Origin of the sequence: Achromobacter sp. 413638, assembly GCF_043119405.1 — a bacterium.
GTDB lineage: Bacteria > Pseudomonadota > Gammaproteobacteria > Burkholderiales > Burkholderiaceae_B > Achromobacter.
Genome location: NZ_JBICCO010000009.1, coordinates 65,649 through 90,024, shown reverse-complemented (window position 1 = coordinate 90,024; position 24,376 = coordinate 65,649). Strand labels below are relative to the sequence as shown.

Annotated in this window: 18 protein-coding genes and 1 pseudogene; 5 read left to right on the top strand and 14 right to left on the bottom strand. The window is 68.7% G+C overall.

Translation table 11 applies throughout. The annotated features are described in order from the left end of the window. Positions 1 to 36 precede the first annotated feature (36 nt). Positions 37 to 846 (top strand): aminoglycoside phosphotransferase family protein, encoded by an 810-nt coding sequence (locus ACEU5R_RS06110; RefSeq protein WP_392409513.1) that lies wholly within the window; start codon positions 37 to 39, stop codon positions 844 to 846. A 37-nt stretch (positions 847 to 883) separates the two neighbouring features. On the opposite strand, the gene ACEU5R_RS06105 is transcribed toward ACEU5R_RS06110, so the two are convergent. Continuing rightward, the gene (locus ACEU5R_RS06105; protein ID WP_103274958.1) at positions 884 to 1,795 is read right to left on the bottom strand and encodes a LysR family transcriptional regulator; all 912 of its coding nucleotides are present in this window, start codon (positions 1,793 to 1,795) and stop codon (positions 884 to 886) included. Positions 1,796 to 1,910: 115 nt separating this feature from the next. Between ACEU5R_RS06105 and ACEU5R_RS06100 the strand changes: the two genes are divergently transcribed. Continuing rightward, the gene (locus ACEU5R_RS06100) at positions 1,911 to 2,654 is read left to right on the top strand and encodes an SDR family oxidoreductase (protein WP_392409486.1); all 744 of its coding nucleotides are present in this window, start codon (positions 1,911 to 1,913) and stop codon (positions 2,652 to 2,654) included. Positions 2,655 to 2,699: 45 nt separating this feature from the next. Here the strand turns inward: ACEU5R_RS06100 and ACEU5R_RS06095 are convergent, their stop codons facing one another. Both ACEU5R_RS06095 and ACEU5R_RS06090 read right to left on the bottom strand, forming a co-directional pair. Further along, positions 2,700 to 3,704 (bottom strand): dienelactone hydrolase family protein, encoded by a 1,005-nt coding sequence (locus ACEU5R_RS06095; RefSeq protein ID WP_392409484.1) that lies wholly within the window; start codon positions 3,702 to 3,704, stop codon positions 2,700 to 2,702. A 113-nt stretch (positions 3,705 to 3,817) separates the two neighbouring features. Next, positions 3,818 to 5,920 (bottom strand): TonB-dependent receptor, encoded by a 2,103-nt coding sequence (locus ACEU5R_RS06090; protein ID WP_392409482.1) that lies wholly within the window; start codon positions 5,918 to 5,920, stop codon positions 3,818 to 3,820. A 444-nt stretch (positions 5,921 to 6,364) separates the two neighbouring features. Here ACEU5R_RS06090 and ACEU5R_RS06085 point away from each other — a divergent pair, with 444 nt between their 5' ends. Next, the gene (locus ACEU5R_RS06085) at positions 6,365 to 7,249 is read left to right on the top strand and encodes a crotonase/enoyl-CoA hydratase family protein (RefSeq protein ID WP_103274962.1); all 885 of its coding nucleotides are present in this window, start codon (positions 6,365 to 6,367) and stop codon (positions 7,247 to 7,249) included. Positions 7,250 to 7,303: 54 nt separating this feature from the next. Here ACEU5R_RS06085 and pdeR read toward each other — a convergent pair. Together pdeR and ACEU5R_RS06075 are read right to left on the bottom strand one after the other, a co-directional pair. Further along, positions 7,304 to 9,311: pseudogene (gene pdeR / locus ACEU5R_RS06080) on the bottom strand (cyclic di-GMP phosphodiesterase). Between the two features lie 211 nt (positions 9,312 to 9,522). Next, entirely contained in the window at positions 9,523 to 10,518 is a 996-nt protein-coding gene (locus ACEU5R_RS06075; RefSeq protein WP_103274964.1) for a tripartite tricarboxylate transporter substrate binding protein, read from the bottom strand. A 244-nt stretch (positions 10,519 to 10,762) separates the two neighbouring features. Here ACEU5R_RS06075 and ACEU5R_RS06070 point away from each other — a divergent pair, with 244 nt between their 5' ends. After that, positions 10,763 to 12,547 carry an IlvD/Edd family dehydratase gene (locus ACEU5R_RS06070; protein ID WP_392409479.1) on the top strand — a complete coding sequence of 595 codons (1,785 nt, stop codon included), beginning with the start codon at positions 10,763 to 10,765 and terminating at the stop codon, positions 12,545 to 12,547. Between the two features lie 68 nt (positions 12,548 to 12,615). Next, positions 12,616 to 13,299 carry a GntR family transcriptional regulator gene (locus ACEU5R_RS06065; RefSeq protein ID WP_392409477.1) on the top strand — a complete coding sequence of 228 codons (684 nt, stop codon included), beginning with the start codon at positions 12,616 to 12,618 and terminating at the stop codon, positions 13,297 to 13,299. A 177-nt stretch (positions 13,300 to 13,476) separates the two neighbouring features. Here ACEU5R_RS06065 and ACEU5R_RS06060 read toward each other — a convergent pair whose 3' ends face one another. From ACEU5R_RS06060 to ACEU5R_RS06020, 9 genes are all read right to left on the bottom strand, one after another. Beyond that, positions 13,477 to 15,132, bottom strand: a complete 1,656-nt coding sequence (locus tag ACEU5R_RS06060; RefSeq protein ID WP_392409475.1) for a TRAP transporter large permease subunit — start codon at positions 15,130 to 15,132, stop codon at positions 13,477 to 13,479. Between the two features lie 2 nt (positions 15,133 to 15,134). Beyond that, positions 15,135 to 15,761 carry a TRAP transporter small permease subunit gene (locus ACEU5R_RS06055; protein WP_103274967.1) on the bottom strand — a complete coding sequence of 209 codons (627 nt, stop codon included), beginning with the start codon at positions 15,759 to 15,761 and terminating at the stop codon, positions 15,135 to 15,137. A 74-nt stretch (positions 15,762 to 15,835) separates the two neighbouring features. Then, the gene (locus ACEU5R_RS06050) at positions 15,836 to 16,612 is read right to left on the bottom strand and encodes an ABC transporter permease (RefSeq protein WP_392409473.1); all 777 of its coding nucleotides are present in this window, start codon (positions 16,610 to 16,612) and stop codon (positions 15,836 to 15,838) included. Further along, on the bottom strand, positions 16,609 to 17,418 hold the full coding sequence (locus ACEU5R_RS06045; RefSeq protein ID WP_392409471.1) for an ABC transporter ATP-binding protein: 810 nt from the start codon (positions 17,416 to 17,418) through the stop codon (positions 16,609 to 16,611). The genes ACEU5R_RS06050 and ACEU5R_RS06045 overlap by 4 nt, the downstream gene beginning before the upstream one ends. Then, a complete protein-coding gene (locus ACEU5R_RS06040; protein ID WP_392409469.1) occupies positions 17,415 to 18,440 on the bottom strand; it encodes an ABC transporter substrate-binding protein in 1,026 nt (341 codons plus the stop codon). Before ACEU5R_RS06040 ends, ACEU5R_RS06045 begins: the two co-directional genes overlap by 4 nt. 51 nt (positions 18,441 to 18,491) lie before the next feature. After that, positions 18,492 to 19,697 (bottom strand): 2Fe-2S iron-sulfur cluster-binding protein, encoded by a 1,206-nt coding sequence (locus ACEU5R_RS06035; protein ID WP_392409512.1) that lies wholly within the window; start codon positions 19,695 to 19,697, stop codon positions 18,492 to 18,494. Positions 19,698 to 19,702: 5 nt separating this feature from the next. Beyond that, the gene (locus tag ACEU5R_RS06030; protein ID WP_392409467.1) at positions 19,703 to 20,530 is read right to left on the bottom strand and encodes an FAD binding domain-containing protein; all 828 of its coding nucleotides are present in this window, start codon (positions 20,528 to 20,530) and stop codon (positions 19,703 to 19,705) included. After that, positions 20,527 to 22,929, bottom strand: a complete 2,403-nt coding sequence (locus ACEU5R_RS06025; protein WP_392409465.1) for a xanthine dehydrogenase family protein molybdopterin-binding subunit — start codon at positions 22,927 to 22,929, stop codon at positions 20,527 to 20,529. The genes ACEU5R_RS06030 and ACEU5R_RS06025 overlap by 4 nt, the downstream gene beginning before the upstream one ends. Positions 22,930 to 22,952: 23 nt before the next feature. Further along, a complete protein-coding gene (locus ACEU5R_RS06020; protein ID WP_392409463.1) occupies positions 22,953 to 24,056 on the bottom strand; it encodes a TRAP transporter substrate-binding protein in 1,104 nt (367 codons plus the stop codon). Positions 24,057 to 24,376 lie beyond the last annotated feature (320 nt).

Below are 24,376 nucleotides of genomic sequence, written 5' to 3'. Positions count from 1 at the left end.
ATGATGGACGACCACGCCGCTCATCCCGCCCGCCCCATGTTCGACGCTTACCTGCAACGCTGGAACCTCGCGCCCGTCGGCGCCCCGATCACCACGCCGGCAGCCCGCCTGCTGCCCGTGCTGCACGAGGGCCAGCCCGCCATGCTGAAGATCTCGCACGAACAGGACGAAAGAGAAGGCGGCGTGCTGATGCGCTGGTGGGACGGCCAGGGCGCGGCGCGCGTGCTGGCGCATGACGACGACGCCATCCTGCTGGAACGCGCCACCGGCACACGCTCGCTGGCCGAGTACGCCCGCAACGGCCGCGACGACGAGGCCACGCGCATCATCTGCGATGTGCTGGCCCGCCTGCACGCGCCGCGCGCCAAGGCCCCGCCGCCGCTGCGCACGCTGGAATCCTGGTTCGTCGATCTGTGGCCCATGGCGCAGGCGCAAGGCGGCGTCCTGGCCGACTGCGCCCGCCACGCGCGCGCCCTGCTCGACGATCCGCGCGACCCGGCCGTGCTGCATGGCGACGTGCACCACGACAACATCCTGGACTTCGGCGAGCGCGGCTGGCTGGTGATCGACCCCAAGCGCCTGCATGGCGAGCGCGCCTTCGACTACGCCAACATCTTCTGCAATCCGGATCTGGCCGACCCCAGGCCGCCGGTCGCCATCGTGCCGGGCTGCTTCGACCGCCGCTTCGCGCTGATCGCGCACGCATCCGGCCTGGAACCCCGGCGCCTGCTGCAATGGATCGCGGCCTGGTGCGGCCTGTCGGCGGCCTGGTTCATGGGCGACGGCGACGACGCGGCCATCGACCTGAACATCGCCGGCCAGGCGCTGGCGCGGCTGGCGCGCTGAGCGCCGCCACGGCCGCCATTCGCGCGCTCGGGGCACGCTACCTGACCGGCATGTCCGCGCCAAAGGCCGCCTCGAATCGTTGCGCCAGCCATTGCGTGAACACGCGCACCCGCGCCGACACCTGCCGGTTCTGCGGATACAGCACCGACACCGGCATGGGCGCGGGCGGCAGGTGCGGCAACACGACCTTGAGCTGGCCGTCCGCCAGCTCCCGCGCCACGCGGTAGCGCGGCACCTGGATCAATCCCAGCCCGGCCAGGGCCGCGCCCGTGTACAGCTCGGCCCCGCTCACGCTGACCGCCGCGCGCGGCGCGGCCTGCACGCTGCGGCCATCGACCAGGAAATCCATGGTCATGGCGCGGCCCGTGGCGCTGGACTGGTAGTTCACCGCCCAATGCGCGTCCAGGTCCTCCAGTCCGGCCGGCTCGCCGTGCCGCGCCAGATAGGCCGGGCTGGCCACCGTCACCTGCGGCATCAGTGCGATGCGCCGCCCCGCCAGCGACGAGTCCTGCAGTTCGCCGGCGCGCAGCACGCAGTCCACGCCTTCACGCACCAGGTCCACGTAGCGGTCGTCCTCGCCCAGGTGCAGCGTGATGTCGGGGTAGCGCGCGAGGAAACCGGGCAGCCCCGGCATCACGAAATACCGCGCCAGCGTGCCTTGCGCGTTCACTCGCAGCAGGCCCTTGGGCGCCTTGTCCAGGAAGGCGCCGTCGGCTTCCTCCAGGTCGGCCAGCAGGCGCACGCAGCGCCGGTAGTAGATCTCGCCGTCGTGGGTCAGGCGGACCTGGCGCGTGGTGCGCTCCAGCAGCCGCGCGCCCAGGCGCTGTTCCAGGCGCTTGATCAGGTTGGTGACGGTGGCGGGCGGAATCCGCAGATCCTCGGCCGCCTTGGAGAAGCTGTGGCGCTCGGCGATGCGCGCGAACACCTGCATTTCCTGGAAACGGTCCATGGGGCTCGGCCTTTTATTTATGCAAATGAAATTATGTCTGCAAATATAGGCTGATTATTTTTCCAGTGGAATAGCGGATCATGGCAAGCATTCCCTCATGACACGGAGCATTTCCATGACCCAGCAGACTTCCCGGCGCGTCGCCCTCGTCACCGGCGGCTCACGCGGCATCGGCGCGGCGATCGCGCTGCGCCTGGCCCGCGACGGCCACGCCGTGGCCATCAACTACGCGTCCAGCAGCGCCGCCGCCGAAGCGCTGGCGGCGCAGATCCGCCAGGCCGGCGGCCAGGCCGCCGCGTTGCGCGCCGACGTGTCCGACCCCGCCCAGGCCAACGCCCTGTTCGAAGCGGCCGAAGCCGCGCTGGGCCGGGTGGACGTGCTGGTCAACAACGCCGGCGTGCTGCATGTGCAGCCGCTGGCGCAGACCAGCGACGAACAGTACGAGCAGATGTTCAACATCAACACGCGCGGCACCTTCAACATGCTGCGCGCCGCGGCGACCCGGTTGGCCGACGATGGTCGCGTGATCAACCTGTCCAGCACCACGATCGCGCTGAACCTGCCCGGCTATGCCGCCTACATCGGCAGCAAGGCGGCGGTGGAAGGCTTCACCCGCGTCTTCGCCAAGGAGCTGCGTGGCCGCCGCGTCACTGTCAACGCCGTGGCGCCCGGGCCGGTGGCCACCGAACTCTTCATGACGGGCAAGAGCGCGGAACTGGTCGAGCACTACGCCAAGCTGCCGCCGCTGGAGCGGCTGGGCCAGCCCGACGACATCGCCGGCGTGGTGGCGTTCCTGGCCGGACCGGACGGCGGCTGGGTCAACGGCCAGGTGCTGCGCGCCAACGGCGGCGTGGCCTGACGCGGCGCGGCGGGCGGATGGAAGCGCTCCCGTCCGCGTTTACGTTCAGGGACGGCGCGCCTGGCCGGATGCCGCGCCCGGCTCCGGCATGGCGTAACCCTGCGCGCGCAGGAAATCGCGCACCAGCGGCTTCCATTTCTCGGGCGCATGCGTGAACAGCGAATGGCCGTTGTCGCCGTCCGGCCCCAGGCGTTCGAATTGCGCATGGCCGCCGGCGGCGTTGTAGGCCTCGGCCCAGCGTTGCGGCCATTCCGGCCCCCAGTACAGGTCGTTCTCGGTATAGATCCAGAGCATGGGCATGCGGGTGGTCGCAGCGTAGCCGGCATAGGTTTCCTGCAAGCGCTCGGGCCCGCAGGGCTTGCCAGGCGATTTGACCGGATCCCCGCCCGAACCGCCCGCGAAATTGATGGCGGCGCGCACGCCGGCCGGCCCGGCCGCCGCCAGCGCCACGGTCGAGCCGCCGCCCACCGACTGGCCCAGCGCCACCACGTTGGCCGGATCCACGTCCGGCCGCCGCGCCATCGCCTCGATCACCTGCGCGATCTCGCTCGCGGCACGGTTGAACATGGGCGTGAAACGCCGGTCGCCGCAAGGGCCGCTGTTTTCCAGATCGGGGCCTCCAGTGGCGCCATAGCCCAGCCGCACCGGCACGGCCACGACGAAGCCAGCGTCGGTGAAATAGCGGGCCGCCGTCGCATAGCGCGCGCGGCCCAGCTTGGCGCGGCCGGCGGCGTCGCCGGCCCGGCCGTGGCTGATCACCATCAGCGGATGCCGGCCCTCGCCCTGGGGCGTGAACACGGTGACGACCAGCTCGCCCCTGGCCTGACCGCCGTTCTCCAGGTCGACCTGGACCGGCACGCGCACCACGCTTTCGTTGGGCAGCATCTCGGCCTCGGCCTTCGCGCCCTGTCCGGCGCAACCGGACAGCGCGGGCAGCGCCCCCGCCGCACAGGCCAGCAGGACAGCCTGGACCAACCCGCGCCGAAGGCGCGATGCCCGGAATGCGGGCCGGGATTCGGGTGTGTTCGACGGGTCGCGCGTGTCTCGCATGGCGAAAGCCTCCGGGCTGGCCGCGGCGGACGGCCCGCGCGCGACAGCAGAAGCCTACCCCTGCCCCTGCTGATTGCAAGCCGGGACTTGCCCGGCTTGGAACAGCGCCCCGCTCAGAACCGGTACTGCGCGGTCGCCACCACGGTGCGCGGTTCGCCGATGCGAATCTGGCCCGCGCTGGTGGCCGACGCGTAGTAGGTCTTGTCGGTCAGGTTGCGCACCGCCAGGCGCCAGTCCCACTGACCCGTGCGATAGCCGACCAGCGCGTCCCAGCGCGCATAGCCGGGCAGCACCGCCGTGTTGGCGTTGTCGGCATAGCGCTGGCCGACAAAGGTGACGCCGGTTTCGCCGTACAGGCCCTCGGCCGGCTTGTACGTGAGGAACACGCTGCCATTGCGGCGCGCCACGTTGCCGACGCGGTTGCCGGCCAGGCCGTTGTTGTCCTCGACGATCGACGCGTTCTGCAGGCCCAGCCCGCCGCGCAGATACCAGTTGCCCTGCAGGCGGCCTGCGGCGGTCAGCTCCACGCCGCGCGAGCGTTGCAGGCCGGTCAGCAGCACGATGCCGGGGTCGTTGGGATCGGTGGTGCGGCGGTTGTACAGCTCCAGGTTGTAGAACGCCAGCGTGGTGCTCAGGCGGCCGTCCAGCCAGTCGCTCTTGACGCCCACTTCGTACTGGCGGGTGCGCTCCGGGTCCAGCTCATTGGTGTTGCCGCGCGCGTTGGGCGTGATGCCGATGAGGCCGCCGCCGGTGGGCGAGAAGGTCTTGCTGTACGAAGCGTAGAAGGAATGGTCGCGCAGCGGCGTCCAGACCACGCCGGCGCGCGGGCTGACGCCGCTGCTGCTGCGCGAGGCCGAGGCGTCGAGCAGGCGGTTGGTCGAATCGATGTTGAAGCGGTCCAGCCGCAGGCCCAGCAGCACCAGCCAGGCCTCGTTCAGCTTGATCTGGTCCTGCACGTAGTAGCCCTGGGTGCGGACCTTGTGGCGCGCGTCGCTGTTGATCGTCATCGCGCCCTGGTGCTGGCGCGACAGGTCCGGGTCGTACAGGTCCAGCGTCGGCACGGGCTGCGCGCCGGGGCCGCGCGTGGCGGCGGTGTACAGCCTGGGCGAGCGGTCCTGGTTGGCGAATTCCATGCCGAACAGCACGCGGTGTTCGATGGCGCCGGTATGGAACAGGCCCTCGGCCTCGAAGTTGTTGCTGATGTTGCGCGTGCGCAGGTCCTGCTGCCAGCGCGTGCGGCTGACCTTGCCGGTGGCGGCGTTGTAGCCGGTCAGGTAGGTGTTGTCGAACTCGCTGTCCAGCGCGAACACGCCCAGCGTGTGGCGCAGCTGCCAGCCCGGCGCCACCGTGTAGGCCAGGCGCGAGCGGAAGGACTGGGCGCGATCGTCGATGTAGTCGCGGTCCGGGTCGCCATAGACGGTACGGCGGCCCACGTCGGCCGGACGGCCGTTGACGCTGGGGATGCCGCGATCCGGCGTGCGGTCGTAGCGGCTGTATTCATACTGCACCAGCCAGTCCAGGTCCGGCGTGATGCGCCAGTTCAGCGATGGCGCCAGCAGCTGGCGCTTGCCGCCGATCTTGTGGCTGAAGCTGTCGGCGTCTTCCTGGCCCACGTTCAGGCGCACGCTGACCTTGTCGCTGGGGTCCGCGCTCAGATCGCCGTAGAAGCTGCGCAGGTCCCAGCTGCCGCCTTGCGCTTCCAGCGTGGACTCGCGGCCCGGCTGCGGCGCCTTGCTGACGCGGTTGACGATGCCGCCCTGGCTGCCGCGACCGTACAGCACGGCGGCCGGGCCCTTGAGCACCTCGATGCGCTCGATATTGTGCAGGTCGCGCACGTACTGGCTGTCGTCGCGGATGCCGTCCAGGTAGAAGTCGTTGCTGGCGTCGAAGCCGCGGATGCGCAGCGAATCGAAGCGCGTGTCCTGCGCGCTGGAGACGTTGGGAATGCCCGAGAGCGCCTCGCCCAGCGTGCTGACGCCGTAGCTCTGGACGTTCTCGACCTTGACGCTGTCGATGGCCTGCGGCACGTAACGGGCCGGCGTCTGGGTACGGGTGGCGGTGGTGACCTGCGGCACGCGCGGATCGTCGACGCTCTGGCCTTCGACGCTGATGGGCTGCAATTGCGCGGTCTGCGCGTGGACGGAAACAAAGGGGATGGCGTGCAGAGCCAGGGCCACGCCCAGGGTCAGGGCGCGCGGCTTGAAGAGAACGTGCATGGTGCGAGCTGCGGTGGTGAGTAGGTCTTATCGAGACGGAATATTATCGAGAATCACTTTCATTCGTAAATAAGAACCTTCTCATAACCAATACCCGCGCGCGCCTCGTTGCGGATGGACAACAGCCGTCCATCCTCCTCCCGGCCGTCGATCGTCGGGCGCGGCGCGGCACTCCCCCATCCGCACGAGTGCGCCGCCGATGCCCGCCGCGCCCTTCGATACCCGCAAACTCGCGAGGGCCCTCATCCCTTGCGCCCAGGCCGTCCTCGTCCGATCGGCCGAGCCTGGACGCAACGAGGCCGGCACGCGCCGATGCACTCGGGTCTTTGGCCTACACGCAAGCATGGCCACACGGAGGAGCGAAGCATGAGGCGGGCGGGAAAGGCTCTGTATTAGGCTGGCCCCGCAGTACTCCGACTCACCTTCATCGATTGGACGACAGCAATGAATCAACTCATGCATCCGGACTGCCATCCTTTTGCCCAAGCTGGCAACCTGAAACAGATCTCCGCCTACTACGAGGAGGGACGACGCGTCATATGGATGATGCTGCGGGCCCAGCCGCGGCCCTGCTTCAACCATGAATTGATAGACGAGATCATGACGCTGGCCCGCGCCGCCAAGGACTCCGGGCTGCCCATCGACTTCTGGGTAACGGGCTCACTGATCCCGCAGATCTACAACGTGGGCGGCGACCTGAACTTCTTTTCCGAAGCGATCCGGGGCGGCCGGCGCGAGGCTTTGCGCGCCTACGCGCGCGCCTGCGTCGATTGCGTGCACGCCGCCAGCCGCGGCTTCGACACCGGCGCGATCTCGCTGGCCATGATCGAGGGCACCGCGCTGGGCGGCGGCTTCGAGGCCGCGCTGGCGCACCATTTCGTGCTGGCGCAGAACAATGCCCGCATGGGCTTTCCCGAAATGGCCTTCAACCTCTTCCCCGGCATGGGCGGCTATTCGCTGGTGGCGCGGCGCTCGGGCATGCGACTGGCCGAAGAACTGATCGGCACCGGCGAGTCGCACACGGCCGAGTGGTTCCAGGCGCGCGGCCTGGTCGACGTGCTGTTCGAGCCGGGCGACGCCTACAAGGCCACGCGCACCTTCATCGACGTGCTGCGGCCCAAGCTCAACGGCACGCGCGCCATGTTGCGCGCGCGCCAGCGCGTGCTGCGGCTGTCGCGCTCGGAACTGATGGACATCACCGAGGATTGGGTCGAGGCCGCCTTCTCCATCGACCCGAAGGACCGCGCCTACATGGAGCGGCTGGTCATTGCGCAGAACCGGCGCAGCGCCGCCGGGCCGGAGGCCGGCATGGAAGCCACCATGCATTGAGCGCCCGCGCGGCGGCGGGCGCGTGCAGGCGCCGGGGCGACCCGGCGCACGCGCTCAGGCGATCAGGTGCAGCCGACGCCGCCGCGCCAGCCATTCGGTGAACTCGGCCGCCGGCATGGGCTTGGTACAGATAGCCCTGCTTTGCATCCACGCCCAGGGTGTCGAGGAAGGCGGTTTCCTCGGACGTCTCGACGCCCTCGGCGATCACCTTCAGCTCCAGCGTGCGCGCCACCGCCACGATGGCGCGCGCCAGCGCCTGCGAGACCGGGTTCTCGTTGACCCCGCGCACGAAGCTGGCGTCCAGCTTGATCGCGTCCAGCGGGATGCGCGCCAGCTGCGACAGCGAGGAATAGCCGGTGCCGAAGTCGTCAAGGTGCACCCGCGCGCCCAGCTTGCGGAACTGCTTGATCAGCTCGATGGCCGAATGCTCGTCCTCGATCAGGCAGCTCTCGGTGAGTTCGATGTCCAGCATGCAGGGATCCAGGCCGGCGTCGGACAGCGCGCTCATGAACTCGCTGACCAGGCCCTTGTCCTCGAGCTGGCGCGCCGAGACGTTGACCGCGACGCGGATGTTCAGGCCCTCGCGCTTCCAGGCGGCCGCCTGGCGCGCGGCCTCGCGCATGACCCACACGCCCAGCGGCGCGATCAACCCCGAATCCTCGGCGTAGGGAATGAAGGCGCCGGGGCCGACCATGCCGCGCTCGGGCGACTTCCAGCGCAGCAGGGCCTCGACCCCGTCCAGCTCGCCGGTGCGGCCGGACAGCTTGGGCTGGTAGTGCAGCATCAGGTGGCCGTCGGCCATGGCCTTGCGCAGATTGGTGTCCAGCCACACGTAATCGGCGTTGCGGCGGTCCATCTCGGGCAGGAACACGCGATAGGTGTGGCGCCCCGATTCCTTGGCCACGTACATGGCGATGTCGGCGCTGCGCACCACGCTGTCCAGGTCGGCGCCATGTTCGGGATACATGGCGATGCCGATCGAGCAGCTGGTGTAGACCTCGATCAGCCCCTGGCGGAACGGCTCGCGCAGCCGCTCGATGATGCGTTGCGAGGTCGCCTCCAGCTCGTGGACTTCGGCGCCCTCCTGCAGCACGATGAACTCGTCGCCGCCCAGCCGCGCCAGCGTCTGTCCTTCGGCCAGGCAGCCGGAAATGGCCAGCGCCACCGCCTTGAGCAGCTGGTCGCCGAAGCCATGGCCGTAGTGGTCGTTGATGCGCTTGAAGTTGTCCAGGTCCAGGAACAGCACGCCGCCGCGCCCGCCCTCGCCCGCCGACAGCGCCGCCTGCAGCTGCGCGGTGATGGCATGGCGGTTGGGCAGATTGGTCAGCACGTCGGTGTTGGCCAGCACGCGCAGGCGTTCCTGGGCCTGCCGCTCCTCGGTGATGTCGGTGCCCGAACAGATCAGATAGACGCGCTTTTCGCCGCTGCCGCTGGTGACGAACTTGTTGCGGAACAGAAACAGCCTCGGGCCCTTGACCGTGTTGATCAGGCGCTCGACCTCGTAGGACTGGCCGTTGCGGTAGAAGGCGGCGATGTTGCGGCGGGAGGCCGAGGCCTCCTCGCGGGTCATGAACATGTCGAACACGCTGCGCCCGACGATGTCCTGCTCGCGCTTGCCGGTGTATTCCTCGCTCAGCTTGTTGAAGCGCTGCACCCGGCCGTGCTGGTCAACGATGACGATGACCGAGTTGGCCTGCGACACCACGGTCTCGGCGAAGGACAGGCCCTCGACCAGGTCCTTGGCCACCGATTCGGTGTCCGAGTAGGCCGACGCGGTGCCGGCCCATTCCTTGGGATTGATCTTGCGCCCGACCAGGTGCAGGCCGATGGGCTCGCCATACAGCTTGACCTCGATGCGCAGGCTGGAGGTGATGCCGGTCAGGTCGCGGATGGCGGCGGCCTGCTCCGGGCTCAGCGCCGTGGCGATATTGGCCGCGCCCTTGATCGCGGACAGCTCGAAGGCATCGCTATCGCTCGCCAGCCGCCAATATGGGCTGTGCGTGCCGAAGTATTGGTACAGGAGCGACCTGTCGTCCTGATTGTCGTCCTGGAAATCGGCCATTGTCTTCCCCCGCGCCGTCTTGGAATGGCTCGCAAAATACATTACGGCCTAGCCAAGCCGGGGTCAACCACTATATGAGAAAGCAACGCTTCCGGCCAGCCTCGAGGGGGGTGCGCGAGAGCCGGCCCGGGCTTGCGCCTAACACGAACGTGTTGCAAGCCTTTGCTGGCGGACGCCGCCGGAAGCCCCGGAAGCACCCGCCGCGATCCGCCTATTCCGGCTTGACGCCGGCTTCGTCGATCACCTTGGTCCAGCGCGCCACTTCGGCCGACACCCGGGCGCCGGCGTCGGCCGGCGTGGTCCAGGTGGCGATCGCGCCCTGGTTCAGCAGCGAGGCCTTCACGTCCGGCTTGGCCAGGATCTTCTTGAGCTCGCCGTTCAGGCGCTCGACGACCGGCGCCGGGGTGCCGGCGGGCGCGACGATGCCGAACATGGAGCTGACTTCGAAATCCTTGAGCCCGGCCTCGGCGGCGGTGGGCGTGTCGGGCAGCGCCGGCACGCGCTCGGCCGAGGTCACCGCCAGCGCGCGCAGCTTGCCGGCCTTGATGCTGCCCTGGGCGGCGGGCACGGTTTCGATCATGCTCAGCACCTGGCCGCCCATCAGGTCGGTCATGGCCGGGCCGCTGCCCTTGTACGGCACGTGCAGGATGTCCACGCCGGCGGCGCGCTTGAACATCTCGCCGGCCAGGTGCTGGGGCGAGCCGTTGCCGGCCGAGCCCATGGTGATGTAGCCCGGCTTGGACTTGGCCAGGGCGATCAGCTGCGACAGGCTGGTGGCCTGCACGGAAGGATTGACCACGAACACCAGCGGCACGGTGCCGACGATGGACACCGGCGCGAAGCTCTTCTCGACGTCGTAGGTGACGCGGCCGCGATACAGGGCGGCATTGATGGAATGACTGGTCAGCGCGCCCATCAGCAGGGTGTAGCCGTCGGCCGGCGCCTTGGCGACCTGATCGGCGCCGATATTGCCGGCCGCGCCCGCGCGGTTCTCCACGACCACCGTCTGTCCCAGCGCGCCGGTCAGCTCCTGGGCCAGCACGCGGCCGATCACGTCGGTGGCGCCGCCGGGGGGATAGGGCACGATCAGCCGTATCGGCTTGTCCGGGTAGGCGTCGGCGGCCAGGGCCGGGACGGACGCGCCGGCGCACACGGCCAGCAGGGAAAGCAGCACGGCGCGGCGCGCGCCGCTGGCGATAACGGGCATGTAGGTCTCCTGCCGGGATGGGTATAAGAATTGGAACGGACGCCCGGCTCGTCAACCGCGCCAGTGTAGGGGCCGTGACCTGATTGAAGAATCAGAATTTTTCTATCGACTGATCTACCAATCAAATCAATAAAAAGACCGCATCAAAGCGCTTGCGGCCTGGTTTCCCAGGTGGCTATGATCTCGGACTCAGATTATCAATAATATTATTGAGATCAAAACTCCGGCCTGACAGAGAACGACGATGACGGACAAGACCAAGGGAACGACCACGCCGGCGCAGGCGCAAGCCGCCGGACAAACGCCCGCGCAAGGCCCCCAGGGCGTGGCGCGCGGCCTGACGAACTACGGCGACACGGGCTTTTCCCTGTTCCTGCGCAAGGCCTTCATCAAGGGCGCCGGCTATACCGACGACGCGCTGTCGCGCCCCATCATCGGCATCGTCAACACCGGCAGCAGCTACAACCCCTGCCACGGCAACGCGCCGCAGCTGATCGAGGCAGTCAAGCGCGGCGTGATGCTGGCCGGCGGACTGCCGATGGACTTCCCCACCATCTCGGTGCACGAGAGCTTCTCGCAGCCGACCAGCATGTACCTGCGCAACCTCATGTCCATGGACACCGAGGAAATGATCCGCGCGCAGCCCATGGACGCCGTGGTGCTGATCGGCGGCTGCGACAAGACGGTGCCGGCCCAGCTCATGGGCGCGGCCTCGGCCGGCGTGCCGGCGATCCAGCTGGTGACCGGCTCGATGCTGACCGGATCGCATCGCGGCGAGCGCGTCGGCGCCTGCACCGACTGCCGGCGCTACTGGGGCCGCTACCGCGCCGAGGAGATCGACGCCGAGGAAATCGCCGACGTCAACAACCAGCTGGTGGCCAGCGTGGGCACCTGTTCGGTGATGGGCACGGCCAGCACCATGGCCTGCCTGACCGAGGCGCTGGGCATGATGGTGGCCGGCGGCGCGTCGGCCCCGGCCGTCACCGCCGACCGCGTGCGCGTGGCCGAGCACACCGGCGCCAGCGCCGTGGCGCTGGCCCGATCACGCCTGACGCCCGACCGCATCATCACCGGCAAGTCCATCGAGAACGCGCTGCGCGTGCTGCTGGCCATCGGCGGCTCGACCAATGGCATCGTCCACCTGACCGCCATCGCCGGCCGACTGGGCATCGACATCGACCTGGCCGGCCTGGACCGCATGAGCCGCGAGACGCCGGTGCTGGTGGACCTGAAGCCCTCGGGCCAGCACTACATGGAAGACTTCCACCACGCCGGCGGCATGCCCGCGCTGCTGCGCGAGCTGCGGCCGCTGCTGCACCTGGACGCGCTGACGGTCTCGGGCCGCACGCTGGGCGAGGAACTGGACGACGCGCCGGCGCCCTTCCCCCAGGACGTGATCCGCAGCCCGGCCGCGCCCATCTATCCGGTGGGCGGCCTGGCGGTGCTGCGCGGCAACCTGGCGCCAGGCGGCGCCATCATCAAGCAGTCGGCCGCCAACCCGGCGCTGATGGAACACGAAGGCCGCGCGGTGGTGTTCGAGGACGCCGAGGACATGGCCCGCCGCATCGACGACGACGCGCTGGACGTGACCGCCCAGGACATCCTGGTGCTCAAGCGCATCGGTCCGACCGGCGCCCCCGGCATGCCCGAGGCCGGCTACATGCCAATCCCCAGGAAGCTGGCGCGGGCCGGCGTCAAGGACATGGTGCGCATCTCCGACGGCCGCATGAGCGGCACGGCGGCCGGCACCATCGTGCTGCACGTCACGCCCGAGGCCGCCATCGGCGGGCCGCTGGCCTATGTGCAGAATGGCGACCGCATCCGCCTGTCGGTGGCGCGTCGCGAGATCGCGCTGCTGGTGGACGACGCCGAGCTGGCGCGCCGCATGGCGGCCGCGCCCGTCACGCGTCCCACGGCCGAGCGCGGCTACCGCAAACTCTTCATGCAGACCGTGACGCAGGCCGATCAGGGTGTGGATTTCGACTTCCTGCGCGCCGGCGCCACCCGGGATACCGTACCCAAGCCCTGACGTCCGGCGCGCGCCGGCAAGCCCCGCGCAACCGGTAAGATCATATCCCCGCAGCCCGACCGCCGATCATGAACGCCATCTCCCCCGACGACCACGCAGAACCCGCCGCCGACGCGCTCGCGGACGCCCAGGCCGAACTGGAAGAGGACATCGTCTTCGGACGCCTGCACCCGCGCCAGCGCCTGACCGAGGACGAGCTGATGGAGCGCTTCGGCCTCAAGCGCCACGCGGTGCGCCAGATCCTGGCCGAGCTGGAAGCGCTGGGCGCGGTGGAGAAAAAGCGCAATATCGGCGCGGTGGTGCGCGCCTTCTCGGCGCGCGAGGTCATGGAGCTGTACGCGCTGCGGCAAGTGCTGGAGGTGCATGCCGCCAGCCAGATCCCGCTGCCCGTGCCGCAGGCGCGGCTGGCGGCGCTGGTGGCCGTACAGCGCGAACACGATGCGGCGGTCGCCGACGGCGACGCGCGCCGCGTGTTCCGCAGCAACCAGCGCTTTCATCGCGAGCTTTTCGGCTTGCTGGACAACACGGTGCTGGGCCAGGCCATCGAGGAATACGCGCGCCGCACCCATCCCATCCGCTTCGGCTCGCTGGCATCGCCCGGCTATCGCGAACGCGCGCGCCAGGAGCACTGGGCCATGATCCACGCCCTGCGCGATGGCGACCGCGACGCCTTGATGGCGCTCTGCCGCGACCACCTGCTGCCATCGCGGGACGCCTATCTGGCGTCGGAACGGGCCCGGCTCGGCGCCTAGTGTGCTGTCCCGCAGATACGCCCGCACGAAATCCACCCCTAGCCGCCATGGCGTCGTTGCAAATCCTCGCGATACCTACGGGTATCGCTGCGGTTTGCGCCTAGCCCTGACGTCTATGGATGAATTTCGTCATGCGGACGTACCTACGGGACAGCACACTAGCCCGCCCCTGCCCTGTTACTTGAACGGACTGGCGTCCGTCCCATAGGCGCTGGCGCCATCGCCGCCGCCCACTTCCAGCGACACGGAATTCGGATCGACGATGGCGGCGTCGGCCTTGTAGTGCATCACCATGCCCGGGAACGCCATCACCGCGCCCACCATGAGCAGCTGGATCACGATGAACGGCACCGAACCCCAATAGATCTGCCCGGTGGTGACAGGCTCGATCATCTTGCCCGTCACCCTGTCCTTGTAGCGTTCGCGGGGCGCCACCGAACGCAGGTAGAACAGCGCGAAGCCGAACGGCGGATGCATGAAGGACGTCTGCATGTTGACGGCCAGGATCACGCCGAACCAGATCAGGTCTATGCCCAGCTTGTCGGCGACCGGCCCCAGCAAGGGCACGATGATGAACGCCAGCTCGAAGAAGTCCAGGAAGAAGGCCAGCACGAAGGTCAGGATGCTGACCACGATCAGGAAGCCCCACTGCCCGCCGGGCAGGCCCGTCAGCAGATGCTCGACCCACAGATCGCCATTGACGGCGCGAAAGGTCAGGCCGAACACGGTGGAGCCCACCAGGATGAACACCACGAAGCAGGACAGCTTGGTGGTCGTGTCCATGGCCTGCCGCAACAGGTCCAGCGACAGCCGGCGGCGCGCCACCGCCATCAGGATGGCGCCCACCGCACCCATGGCGCCGCCCTCGGTCGGCGTGGCCACGCCGATGAAGATGGTGCCCAGCACCAGGAAGATCAGCGCCAGCGGAGGGATCATCACGAAGGTCACGCGCTCAGCCAGGGCGGACAGCAGCCCCAGCCCCAACGCCTTGTTGACCAGCGCGATGACGAAGGCGGTCGCGCCCCAGAACAGCAGCGCCACCACGATGCGCTCGTACAACGGCGCGGTGTTGTTTTCGACCCAGAGGCCCAGGAAGTACGCCGACACGGCGGAGATCGCCATCAGCACCAGCAGCGAGCGCCCGCCCCGGCCGCCATTCGGAGCCTGGAAACGACGCGCCTCTTCGGGCAGCGCCGGCGCCGAGTCCGGCTTGAGCAGGCTCATGATGACGATGTAGACGATATACAGCCCCGCCAGGATGAAACCCGGCACCATCGCCGCGCGGTAGATGTCGCCGATGGAACGGCCGAGCTGGTCCGCCAGGATGATAAGCACCAGCGAGGGCGGGATGATCTGCGATAGCGTGCCAGAAGCCGCGATGATGCCGCTGGCCAGCCGGCGGTCATAGCCATAGCGCAGCATGATGGGCAGGGAGATAAGGCCCATCGAGATCACCGAGGCCGACACCACGCCGGTCGTGGCGGCCAGCATGGCGCCCACGAACACGACCGCGATCGCCAGGCCGCCGCGCAGCGTGCCGAAGAGCTGGCCGATGGTCTCCAGCAGGTCCTCGGCCATGCCTGAGCGCTCCAGCACCAGACCCATCAGCGTGAAAAACGGCACCGCCAGCAGCGTGTCGTTGGAAATGATGCCGAACACCCGCTGAGGCAGCGCCTGGAACAGCGAGGAGTTGAGCAGGCCCAGCTCCATGCCGACCAGGCCGAACAATATGCCGTTGGCCGCCAGCGCGAACGCCACCGGAAAGCCCAGCAGCAGGAAACCGATCAGGGTCGCGAACATGATCGGCGCCAGATTGGCGATGAGGAATTCCATGGTCAGCGGCCCTTCTCGTTCAGTTCGTTCTGTGCGGCGGCTTCGCGCGCCTGCGCTTCGCGGGCAATTTCCTCGGCCAGTTCTTCCTCGGCGCTCTTCGCGCCCTCGCGCTCGCGCGGGTCGCGGCAGCGCCCGGCCAGGAAGCCCACGCACTTGATCAGGTGCGACAGGCCGGCCAGCGCCAGCAGCGCGAAACCGACGGGAATCAGCAGCTTGACCGGCCAGCGGATCAGCCCGCCGGAGTTGGATGAATACTCGTTGCTGAGATACGAATCCATGAACACCGGCCAGGACAGATACATGATCAGCAGGCAGGCCGGCATCAGGAAGAACAGCACGCCGAAGATCTCGATGCCGATCTGCGCCCGGCGCGACAGCTTCGAGGCGATGATGTCCACCCGGACATGGTCGTTCTTCAGCAGCGTGTAGCCCGCGGTCAGCAGGAACATGGCGCCGAACATGTACCACTGCAGCTCCAGCCAGGCATTGGAGCTGTCGTGAAAGAACTTGCGCATGATGGCGTTGCCGGTGCTGACCAGGACCACCAGCAGCGTGACCCAGGACACGGCCCGGCCCACGCGCAGATTGACCGCGTCTATGCCACGCGACAAGGCGAGTAGTGCTTGCATCTGTTTTCCCCTGTATCGATTCCAATCAGGCGCCTGCCCTGCGGGCTTCCCGGAGCGCCCCGGGTTTGCATCTTTCAGCCGTCTTCCCGGTGATGCCGCAGCCACGGCGTCAGCCGCCGCTCCAGCCACACCAGCAAGGAGAACAGCGCCATGCCCATGAGCGCCAGCACGAAGATCGCCGCGAACACCCGGACCGTGTCGAAGGTGCCCTGGGCGCTCATGATCACGTAGCCCAGGCCGCGCTGCGAGGACACGAACTCGCCGACGATGGCGCCGACCAGGGCCAGTGAGATCGAGACCTTCATGCCGGCCAGGATCGAGGGCAGCGCGCTGGGCAGCCGCACCTTGAAGAAGAAATCGCGGCGCGAGCCCTTCAGCACGCGCCCCAGATCCAGCACGTCCTGCGGCACCGAGCGCAGACCGTGGACGGTGTCCACGATCATCGCGAACACCGCGATCAGAAAGGCGATGGCGATCTTCGGCTCGGCGCCGGTGCCCATCCAGATCACGAACAAGGGCGCGATGGCGACCTTGGGCACGCTGTTCAAGGCCACGATCAAGGGGTAGATGAAGCGCTCGAACCAGCGCGATCCCACCAGCATCACGGCGGTCAGCACGCCGAACACCACCGCCAGCGCGAAACCCGCCAGCGTGGTCATCAGCGTGTACGCGGCGTGGCCGGCGTACCAGGCCCACTCGGACGCCAGCTCCAGCGCCACCTGGCCCGGCAGCGGCAGCATGATGGCGCGCACCTGGAACAGCCGGGCGGCCGCCTCCCACAGCAGCAGAAAGACCAGCACCGACGCCAGCCCGGCCATGCGCCGGCCCGCGCCTTTCAATAGCCTGATCATCGGATGGCCTCCGGACCCGGCGCGGCCGCGCCGCCCTCATCGATCAGGCCCATGCGCTGGAACATGCCACGGATGTGCCGCACGTATTCGCCGAACCGGGGTGTTTCGCGCAGCGCCAGCGGCCGTGGCCGGGGCAGGTCGATCTCCATGGTTTCCAGGATGCGGCCCGGACGCGGCGAGAACACCATGACCACGTCGCCCAGGAAAACCGCCTCGGCGATGCCGTGCGTGACGAACAGCACCGTATTGCGCGTTTCCATCCAGATCCGCTGCAGCTCCACGTTCATCTGGTCGCGCGTCAGCGCGTCCAGCGCGCCGAAGGGCTCGTCCATCAACAGCAGCCTGGGATCGTCCACCAGGGCCCGGCAGATCGCGACCCGCTGGCGCATGCCGCCGGACAGTTCGCGCGGGTAGCTGCCGGCGAACTTTTCCAGGCCCGTCAGGGCCAGCAGCGCGCTCACCTTGTCCGCGTAGGCCGCCGCCGGCTTGTGCGCGAATTCGACGGGCAGCAGGATATTGCGGCGCACATCGCGCCATTCCAGCAGCGCATCGCGCTGGAACACCATGCCCATGCCGTCCGGCGGTCCCTGCACCGGCACGCCCTCGACCCGCAGGTCGCCGGCGGAAATGGTCTCCAATCCCGCCACGCAGCGCAGGAACGTGCTCTTGCCGCAGCCGCTGGGTCCCAGGATGCTGACGAAGCGCCCGCGCGGCACCTCGACCGACACCGAGGCCAGCGCCTCCACGCCCGCCGAGCCGGGGTAGCGCTTGCGCACGCCGTTCGCCGCCACGGCCCATTGCGTCATGGCTGCACCAGGCTGTCGTAGCGTTCCGCGTGCACCAAGCCGGGCTCGTAGAACGAAGCGGCCTGGGCGTCGGCGCCGATCAGCCCCACGGTCGACAGGGTCGCGACGGCCTGCGTCCAATCCTGCGGCACGATGGCGCCCAGGCGCGCGTCGGCCGCCGGCTGGCCGAAGTACGGCTGCAAGGCGTCGATCTGGCCGCGCAGCACCTTCCTGTCCAGCCTGGACTGCGGACGCTGCGCCAGGATGGCGGCGACCGCCTCGTCCTGATGCCCCGCATAGATGTACTCCCAGGCCCGCGCGCTCACGCTGGCGAAGCGCGCGATGGCGTCGCGCCGCTGAGCCAGCTTGGACTCGTTGGCGAACAGGCCGAAGCTGGGCATGTTCAGGCCGAAGTCGGCGAAGCGCACCGCGTTCGACGGCCGGGTCTGCGACACCACCGGCAGGAAGAACGGGATGGTGGAGAACGCCGCGTCCGCCCGCCCCACCGCATAGGTGGATGCCTTGCTGGCGGCGTCGACATTGATCAGCTCCAGATCGCTTTTCTTGAGCTTGCCCGCCGCCAGGAAGGCGGCGATGAAAGGCGCTTCCAGCGAACCGGCGGTGTAGGCGACCTTCTTGCCTTTCAGCTGCGCGGGCCCGCTGATGCCGGCGTCGGCCGGCACCAGCAGCCCGATGTCGCTCTGTCTGGCGAACACGGCCACCGCCTTGACCGGCATGCCCTTTTCACGGGCGATCATGGCCGAGGCCAGCGCCGCGTGTCCCAGGTCGAAGCTGTCGCCGGCGCCGACGATCTGCACCGTCGTCACCGAGCCGTTGCCGTCCTCCAGCGACACATCCAGGCCGGCCTGGCGGTACCAGCCTTTCTGCTGCGCCAGGTGGAAAGCGCCGTGCACGCCCCAGGGCGTCCAGTCCAGCCGCACACGCAAGGGCTCCAGCGCCTGCGACCAGGCGGGCGCGCCCAGCGCGACAGCGGCCAGGCCCAACAAGGCGTTGCGCCAGTATTTTGCGATCACCGCGAACATGGTTTTCCCCGTTATGTGTCGACGCCGGACGCCGCCGGCGCCTCTTCCCGCTCAGCCGCCCCGGCCGAACCACCGCTTGATGCGCGCCCACAGCACGCTGAAGAACATGGCCGTGGGATTGAAGCTGGCCTGGACCGGCGCCTCGCCCGCGGCGGCGGGCCGGCGCAGCCGGGCGGTGACGTTGTTGCCGAAGTCCGCGATCATGCGGCGCACGAAGTCCTGCACCAGCCCGGACCGCGAAAACTGCGCCAGGGGCCCCTGCAGCGAATACAGCAGGTTCACGTCCACCTGCGTCTCGCCGGGCGACAGCGCTTGCAACCGGTAAGTAATGTCGCCATTGGCGCGCGACTGGCTGAGCGAGTCCTGCCCGGCGCCACGGAACACCGCCTGCATGGCGGCGTCGTCGCGCTCCAGGCGGGCCGCACCGTTGAAGGCGGCGGACATGGGTCCGAACTTGATGGCGATCTTGCCCTTGACCCGGTCGCCTTCATGCTCCTCGATCGAAGCGCCGGGCAGACAGCTGGCCAGCGCCGGCAGGTCCACCATGAAGGCCCAGACCTCGGCCGCCGGAAAGGGCACGGTGAAGCCGCCATCGATCTGGCTGCCCCGGCCTTCCTTCTTGCCGGCCTGCGCGGCGGCGGGAACGGGCGCGGGCTTGGCCGCTGCCCCGGCGCCATCCGCCACCGGCGTGAATCCCGCGAATGCCGCCTGCCGCACGGCCTCGGGCGCGGCGCCCCGGCCCTGCGCCAGGGCGGCCCGCAGCGCATCCACGGCGGGATCCGGCTGCGCCCGCAGCTCCGCCAGCACGGACATTACGGCGGCCACGATGCCCATGTAGCCGGTACAGCGGCACAGATTGCCGGACAGTTCCACCCGCACCCTGCCCTCGTCCGCCTGCGGCAGCCGCAGCACGATGTCGCGCGACGTCGCCAGCATGCCGGGCGTGCAGTAGCCGCATTGCAGGGCGTGGTGCCGCGTGAAGGCGGCGCGCAACCGCTGCATGATCGGATCGGCGTCGTAGCCCTCGATGGTGGTCACCTGCCGTCCCTCGCAGGCCACCGCGAAGGAGATACAGGACCGCACCGGCGCGCCATCCACCAGCACCGTGCAGGCGCCGCAGACGCCGTGCTCGCAGCCGAGATGGGTACCGGTCAGGCGCGCCTGGTCCCGCAGGAAATCCCCCAGATGCATGCGCGCGGGCGCCTCGTGCGATACGCGCTTGCCGTTCACTTCCAATGTCACCTGAACCATGGCTATTCCCGTCAACCCAATGCCTGCGCCAGGCAGCGCGTCACCGCGGTCCCGTGCAGCTTGCGGTGGTGTTCATCCTTGCCCGGCATGACGCCGGCCAGCTCGTCGGCGAGCAGGACGGGGTCCAGGCCCGCCAGTCCTTGCCGCGCGATGCTCGCGGCCAGCCGGGGCAGCAATCCGGGCGCGCCGTCCAGCGCGCCCACCGCGATCCTCGCCGTCTTCGACGCGGCATCGAACCACGCGGCGCAGCTGGCCTCGGCGAATTCGCCGGTCTTGCGGCAAAACTTGTAATAGCCCCAGCGCGCCGCCGGACCCGCCTCGGGCACATGCACGGCGGCGATCAGCTCGTCCTCGCGCAACCCGGTGGTATAGGCGCCCTGCATGTAGTCCTGCGCCGGCAGCATGCGGACCCCGTCCGGGCCGGCGACCTCCAGCGTCGCGCCCAGGCCGACCATGGTCAGCACCCAGTCGGCCGCCGGATCGGCATGCGCCAGGCTGCCGCCCAGCGTGCCGCGATTGCGGATGGCGCGGTAGGCGATGCCCGGCGCCACCTGCTGCAACGGCGTGCCGCGCAGCAGTTCGTGCACGCCATCCTCGATCTCGGCGTGGGTCACGGCCGCGCCCACGCGCAGCCCGCCGTCCTGCCGCGTGACGGTGCGCAGTTCGGCCAGGCCGGAGATGTCGATGACGACGGGCGGACGCGCCAGCCGCAGGTTCAGCATGGGTCCCAGCGATTGTCCGCCAGCCATGAGCTTGGCGCGGCCTTCGTGCGCGCGCAGCGCCCGCAAAGCCTCCTGCAGCGAGCCCGGACGCGTGTATTCGAACGCGGCGGCCTTCATGCCGTCACCTCCGCGCTGGCGGACGCGGGCTGGCGGCTGCCCTGCGCGATGGCGGCGAGCACCCGCGTCGGCGACAGCGGCGTGCGCAGCAGCTCGGCCGCACCCAGCGGACGCAGCGCGTCGTTGACCGCGTTGAACAGCACCGCCGGCGGCGCGATGGCGCCGCCCTCGCCCATGCCCTTGGCGCCGAACTCGGTATGCGGTGATGGCGTCTCGAAGTGATGCAGGCGCATGTTCGGCACCTCGGTGGCGCCGGGCAGCATGTAGTCGGCCAGCGTCGACGCCAGCGGCTGGCCGTTGTCGTCGTAGGGCGTTTCCTCGTAGAAGGCGGTGCCGATGCCCTGGGCCACGCCGCCGATGGTCTGGCCTTCGACCACCATGGGATTGATCATGGTCCCGCAGTCCTCCACCACCACATAGTCCAGGATCTCCACGCCGCCGGTGCCGGGGTCCACCGCCACCACCGCCGCGTGGGTGGCGTAGGTAAAACAGCCGGTGTCGACCTTCGGCTTGTAGCCGACGGTGACTTCCAGTCCGGCGGGATCCACGTCGGGCGGCAGCAACTGCGGCCGCAGGTACCAGGCGTCGGCCACGTCCTTGACCGACACCGACTTGCCGCCCGCTTCCAGCCGGTCGCCGTTCCAGGCCACGCTGGCGGCATCGGCCTGCAGCAGGTGCGCGCCGATATGCGTGAGCCTGGGCAGCAGGCGCTTGCAGGCCTGCGACACCGCGCCGCCCGACATCACCAGCGAGCGCGAGGCATAGGTGCCGGTGGAAAATGGCGTCTGCCCGGTATCGCCATGCAGCAGCTTGATGCTGGCCACGTCCACGCCCAGGATCTCGTTGGCGATCTGGGCAAAGGTCGTTTCCATGCCCTGCCCGTGCGAATGCACGCCGACCCGCAGCTCCAGCCCGCCATCGGGCGTGACCCGGGCTGTGGCCTGGTCGAAGCCCGGAATGACGGGCGTGCCCCAGGCGGCGAACACCGAGGTGCCGTGCGCGGCCTGCTCCGTATAGGTGGCCAGGCCCACGCCGATGAGGCGGCCGTCGGCCTCGCCGCGCCGCTGGCGCTCGCGGATAGCGTCCACGCCGATCATGTCCATGGCCTGCCGCAGGCTGGCCGGATAATCGCCGCTGTCCAGGTGCTTGCCGGTGACGTTGACGTAGGGCATCTGTTCGCCCTGCACAAGGTTCTCCTGGCGGATTTCCCAGGGTTCGCGTCCGACCTCGCGGGCGATCGCGTCCATCGTCAGCTCCATGGCGAAACAGACGCCGGTGCGCGCCACGCCCCGGTACGGCACGAAGCCCGGCTTGTTGGTGGCCACCGCCTTGGTCTCGCAGCGATAGCCCTTGAACGCATACGGCCCCGGCAGGTTGCCGATGGCCTGGCCCGGCTCCAGGCCGATGGTGAACGGCCAGACCGAATAGGCGCCGCCGTCGATGCTGATCCTGGCGTCCAGCGCCAGCAGCTTGCCGCGACGGTCGGCGTAGGCCACCATTTCATAATGGTGCTCGCGCGAGTTCGCGCCCGCCGTCAGGTGCTCGCGGCGGTCCTCGATGAAGCGGAACGGCCGCTTGAAGGTCTTGGCCAGCCAGGCCACGCACAGTTCTTCCTGCTGCAGCACGCACTTGTAGCCGAAGGCGCCGCCCACGTCCGGCGACACCACCCGCACCCGACCCTGTTCCAGGTCCAGGCACTGGGCCAGCACGCTGCGGATCATGTGCGGCACCTGCGTGGCGCTGACCACCACCAGCTGGTCAGCCTGATGGTCCCAGTAGGCCAGCACCGCCTTGCCCTCCATCGGCACCATGCATTGCCGCGCCAGGTCGATCTTGCGCCGCACCACCACGTCCGCCTGCGCCGCCAGTTCGTCGAACTGCTTGTCGACATTGAGCGTGACGAAGACGTTGTCGCGCCATTGCTCGTGCACGAAATCGCCTTGCGCCGCCTGGGCGCTGGCAACGTCCGCGTACACCGGCAGGTCGTCGTAGTCGACCTCGATCAGTTCGGCGTAGTCCTCGGCCTCGGCGCGGGTCGGCGCGACCACCATGGCGACGGGTTCGCCCACGAACCGCACCTTGCCCGATGCCAGCGGCGGCTGGGCCGAGACCTGGTAGCTCGGCAGCGTCGAGTCCGCCACGATGTCGCGCGCGTCCGCCATCGCCTGGCGCACGAACGCCTTGTCGGCGATCTGGCTGGCCACGCGCACCGAGGCGATGCGCGCATGCGCCAGCGGGCTGCGCAGGAAAGCGACCTCGCTCAGTCCGGGCATGGCCATGTCGGCCACGAAGTTGCCCTTGCCATGCAGGTGGCGCGCGTCCTCCTTGCGCGGAACCCGCGCGCCCACCCCCTGCGGCTTGCCCGGCCGGCCGTGCGTATCGGCGTCTGCTGTCGTCATGACTCCCCTCTGTCCGGAGTGGCTCACTTGGCCTGGGCCTTCGCCACGGCGGCGAAGGTGTAGTTGTCCAGCGGGCTTTCGGCCACCCGGAACCAGCCCGCCTGCTCGGCCTGGAATTTCTTCCAGTCGGGGAAGATCGCCGCGAAATCCGGATTCTTGGCAGAGAGCTCGGCCCACAGTTCCTGCGAGGCGTTGTACGCCGCGTCCATCACTTCCTTGGGAAAGAAGCTGACCTTGGCGCCGCCGGCGATCAGCTTGCGCAGCGCCAGCGGATTGCGCGCGTCGTAGTGGGCCAGCATGCGCATGGTCTGTTCGCCCGCCGCGGCCTCGAACGCGGCCTGATAGGCCGGCGGCAGGGCCTCCCAGGCCTTGTCGTGCACCATGCTGGTGATGGACGCGCTGCCCTCGAACCAGCCCGGTGAATAGTAGTAAGGCGCCACCTTGTTGAAGCCCAGCTTCTCGTCGTCGTAGGGCCCGATCCATTCGGCCGCGTCGATGGTGCCTTTCTCCAGCGCCGGGTAGATGTCGCCCGGAGGAATCTGTTGCGGCACCGCGCCCAGCTTGGACAGCACCATGCCGCCGATGCCGCCGATGCGCATGTTCAGGCCCTTCAGGTCGGCGACCGACTTGATTTCCTTGCGGTACCAGCCGCCCATCTGCACGCCCACGTTGCCACAGACGTGATTGACGATGTTGTACTTCTTATAGAGCGCGCGCAGCATCGCCATGCCACCGCCGTAGTGGATCCAGGCGTTGTGCTGGCGGGCGCTCAGCCCGAAGGACAGACCGGTATCGAAGGTCAGCGCCGTGTTCTTGCCGATGTAGGCGGTGCTCAGCACGTGATTGCATTCGACCGTGCCATTGCTGACCGCGTCCATGTTCTGCGCCGCCGGCACCAGCTCGCCGCCCGGAAAGGCGCGGATCTCGAACCTGCCCTCGGTCAGCTGCGCCACGCGCTTGCAGAAGTCTTCGGCCGAACCGTAGATGGTGTCCAGGCTCTTGGGCCAGCTGGTGGACATGCGCCAGCGCACCGCCGGCGCGGATTGCGCGACGGCTGGCATGCCCACGGCGGCAAGGCCGGCGCCGGCTGCGCCGGCGGCTTGTGCGAGGAAACGGCGTCGTTGCATTGATTGCTCCCGATCTGGTTCGATTGAGTCCCCTTGGACCCGTTTCTACTCGTGCCAACGCCGCGCTCGCGCAACCAAAAAAACGTTAGCACACTGAATTTTTGGTCAGCATACTGACAGTAATTTTGAGTGTCAACAAGGTAAACCCCCACTGCTGTCAGCCGCGAAACGCCTGGGTTTTCACCGATTCCGCCGAAATTTCGGCAGCGTCTTCCAGGCAATTTGCGGGTACTCCTTTCATATAGCGGGCACCCAAAGACGCAGGCGGCAAGCCACCACCACAACGCTCCCGCGACGCCGTACCGCTGCTGCCTGAAAGT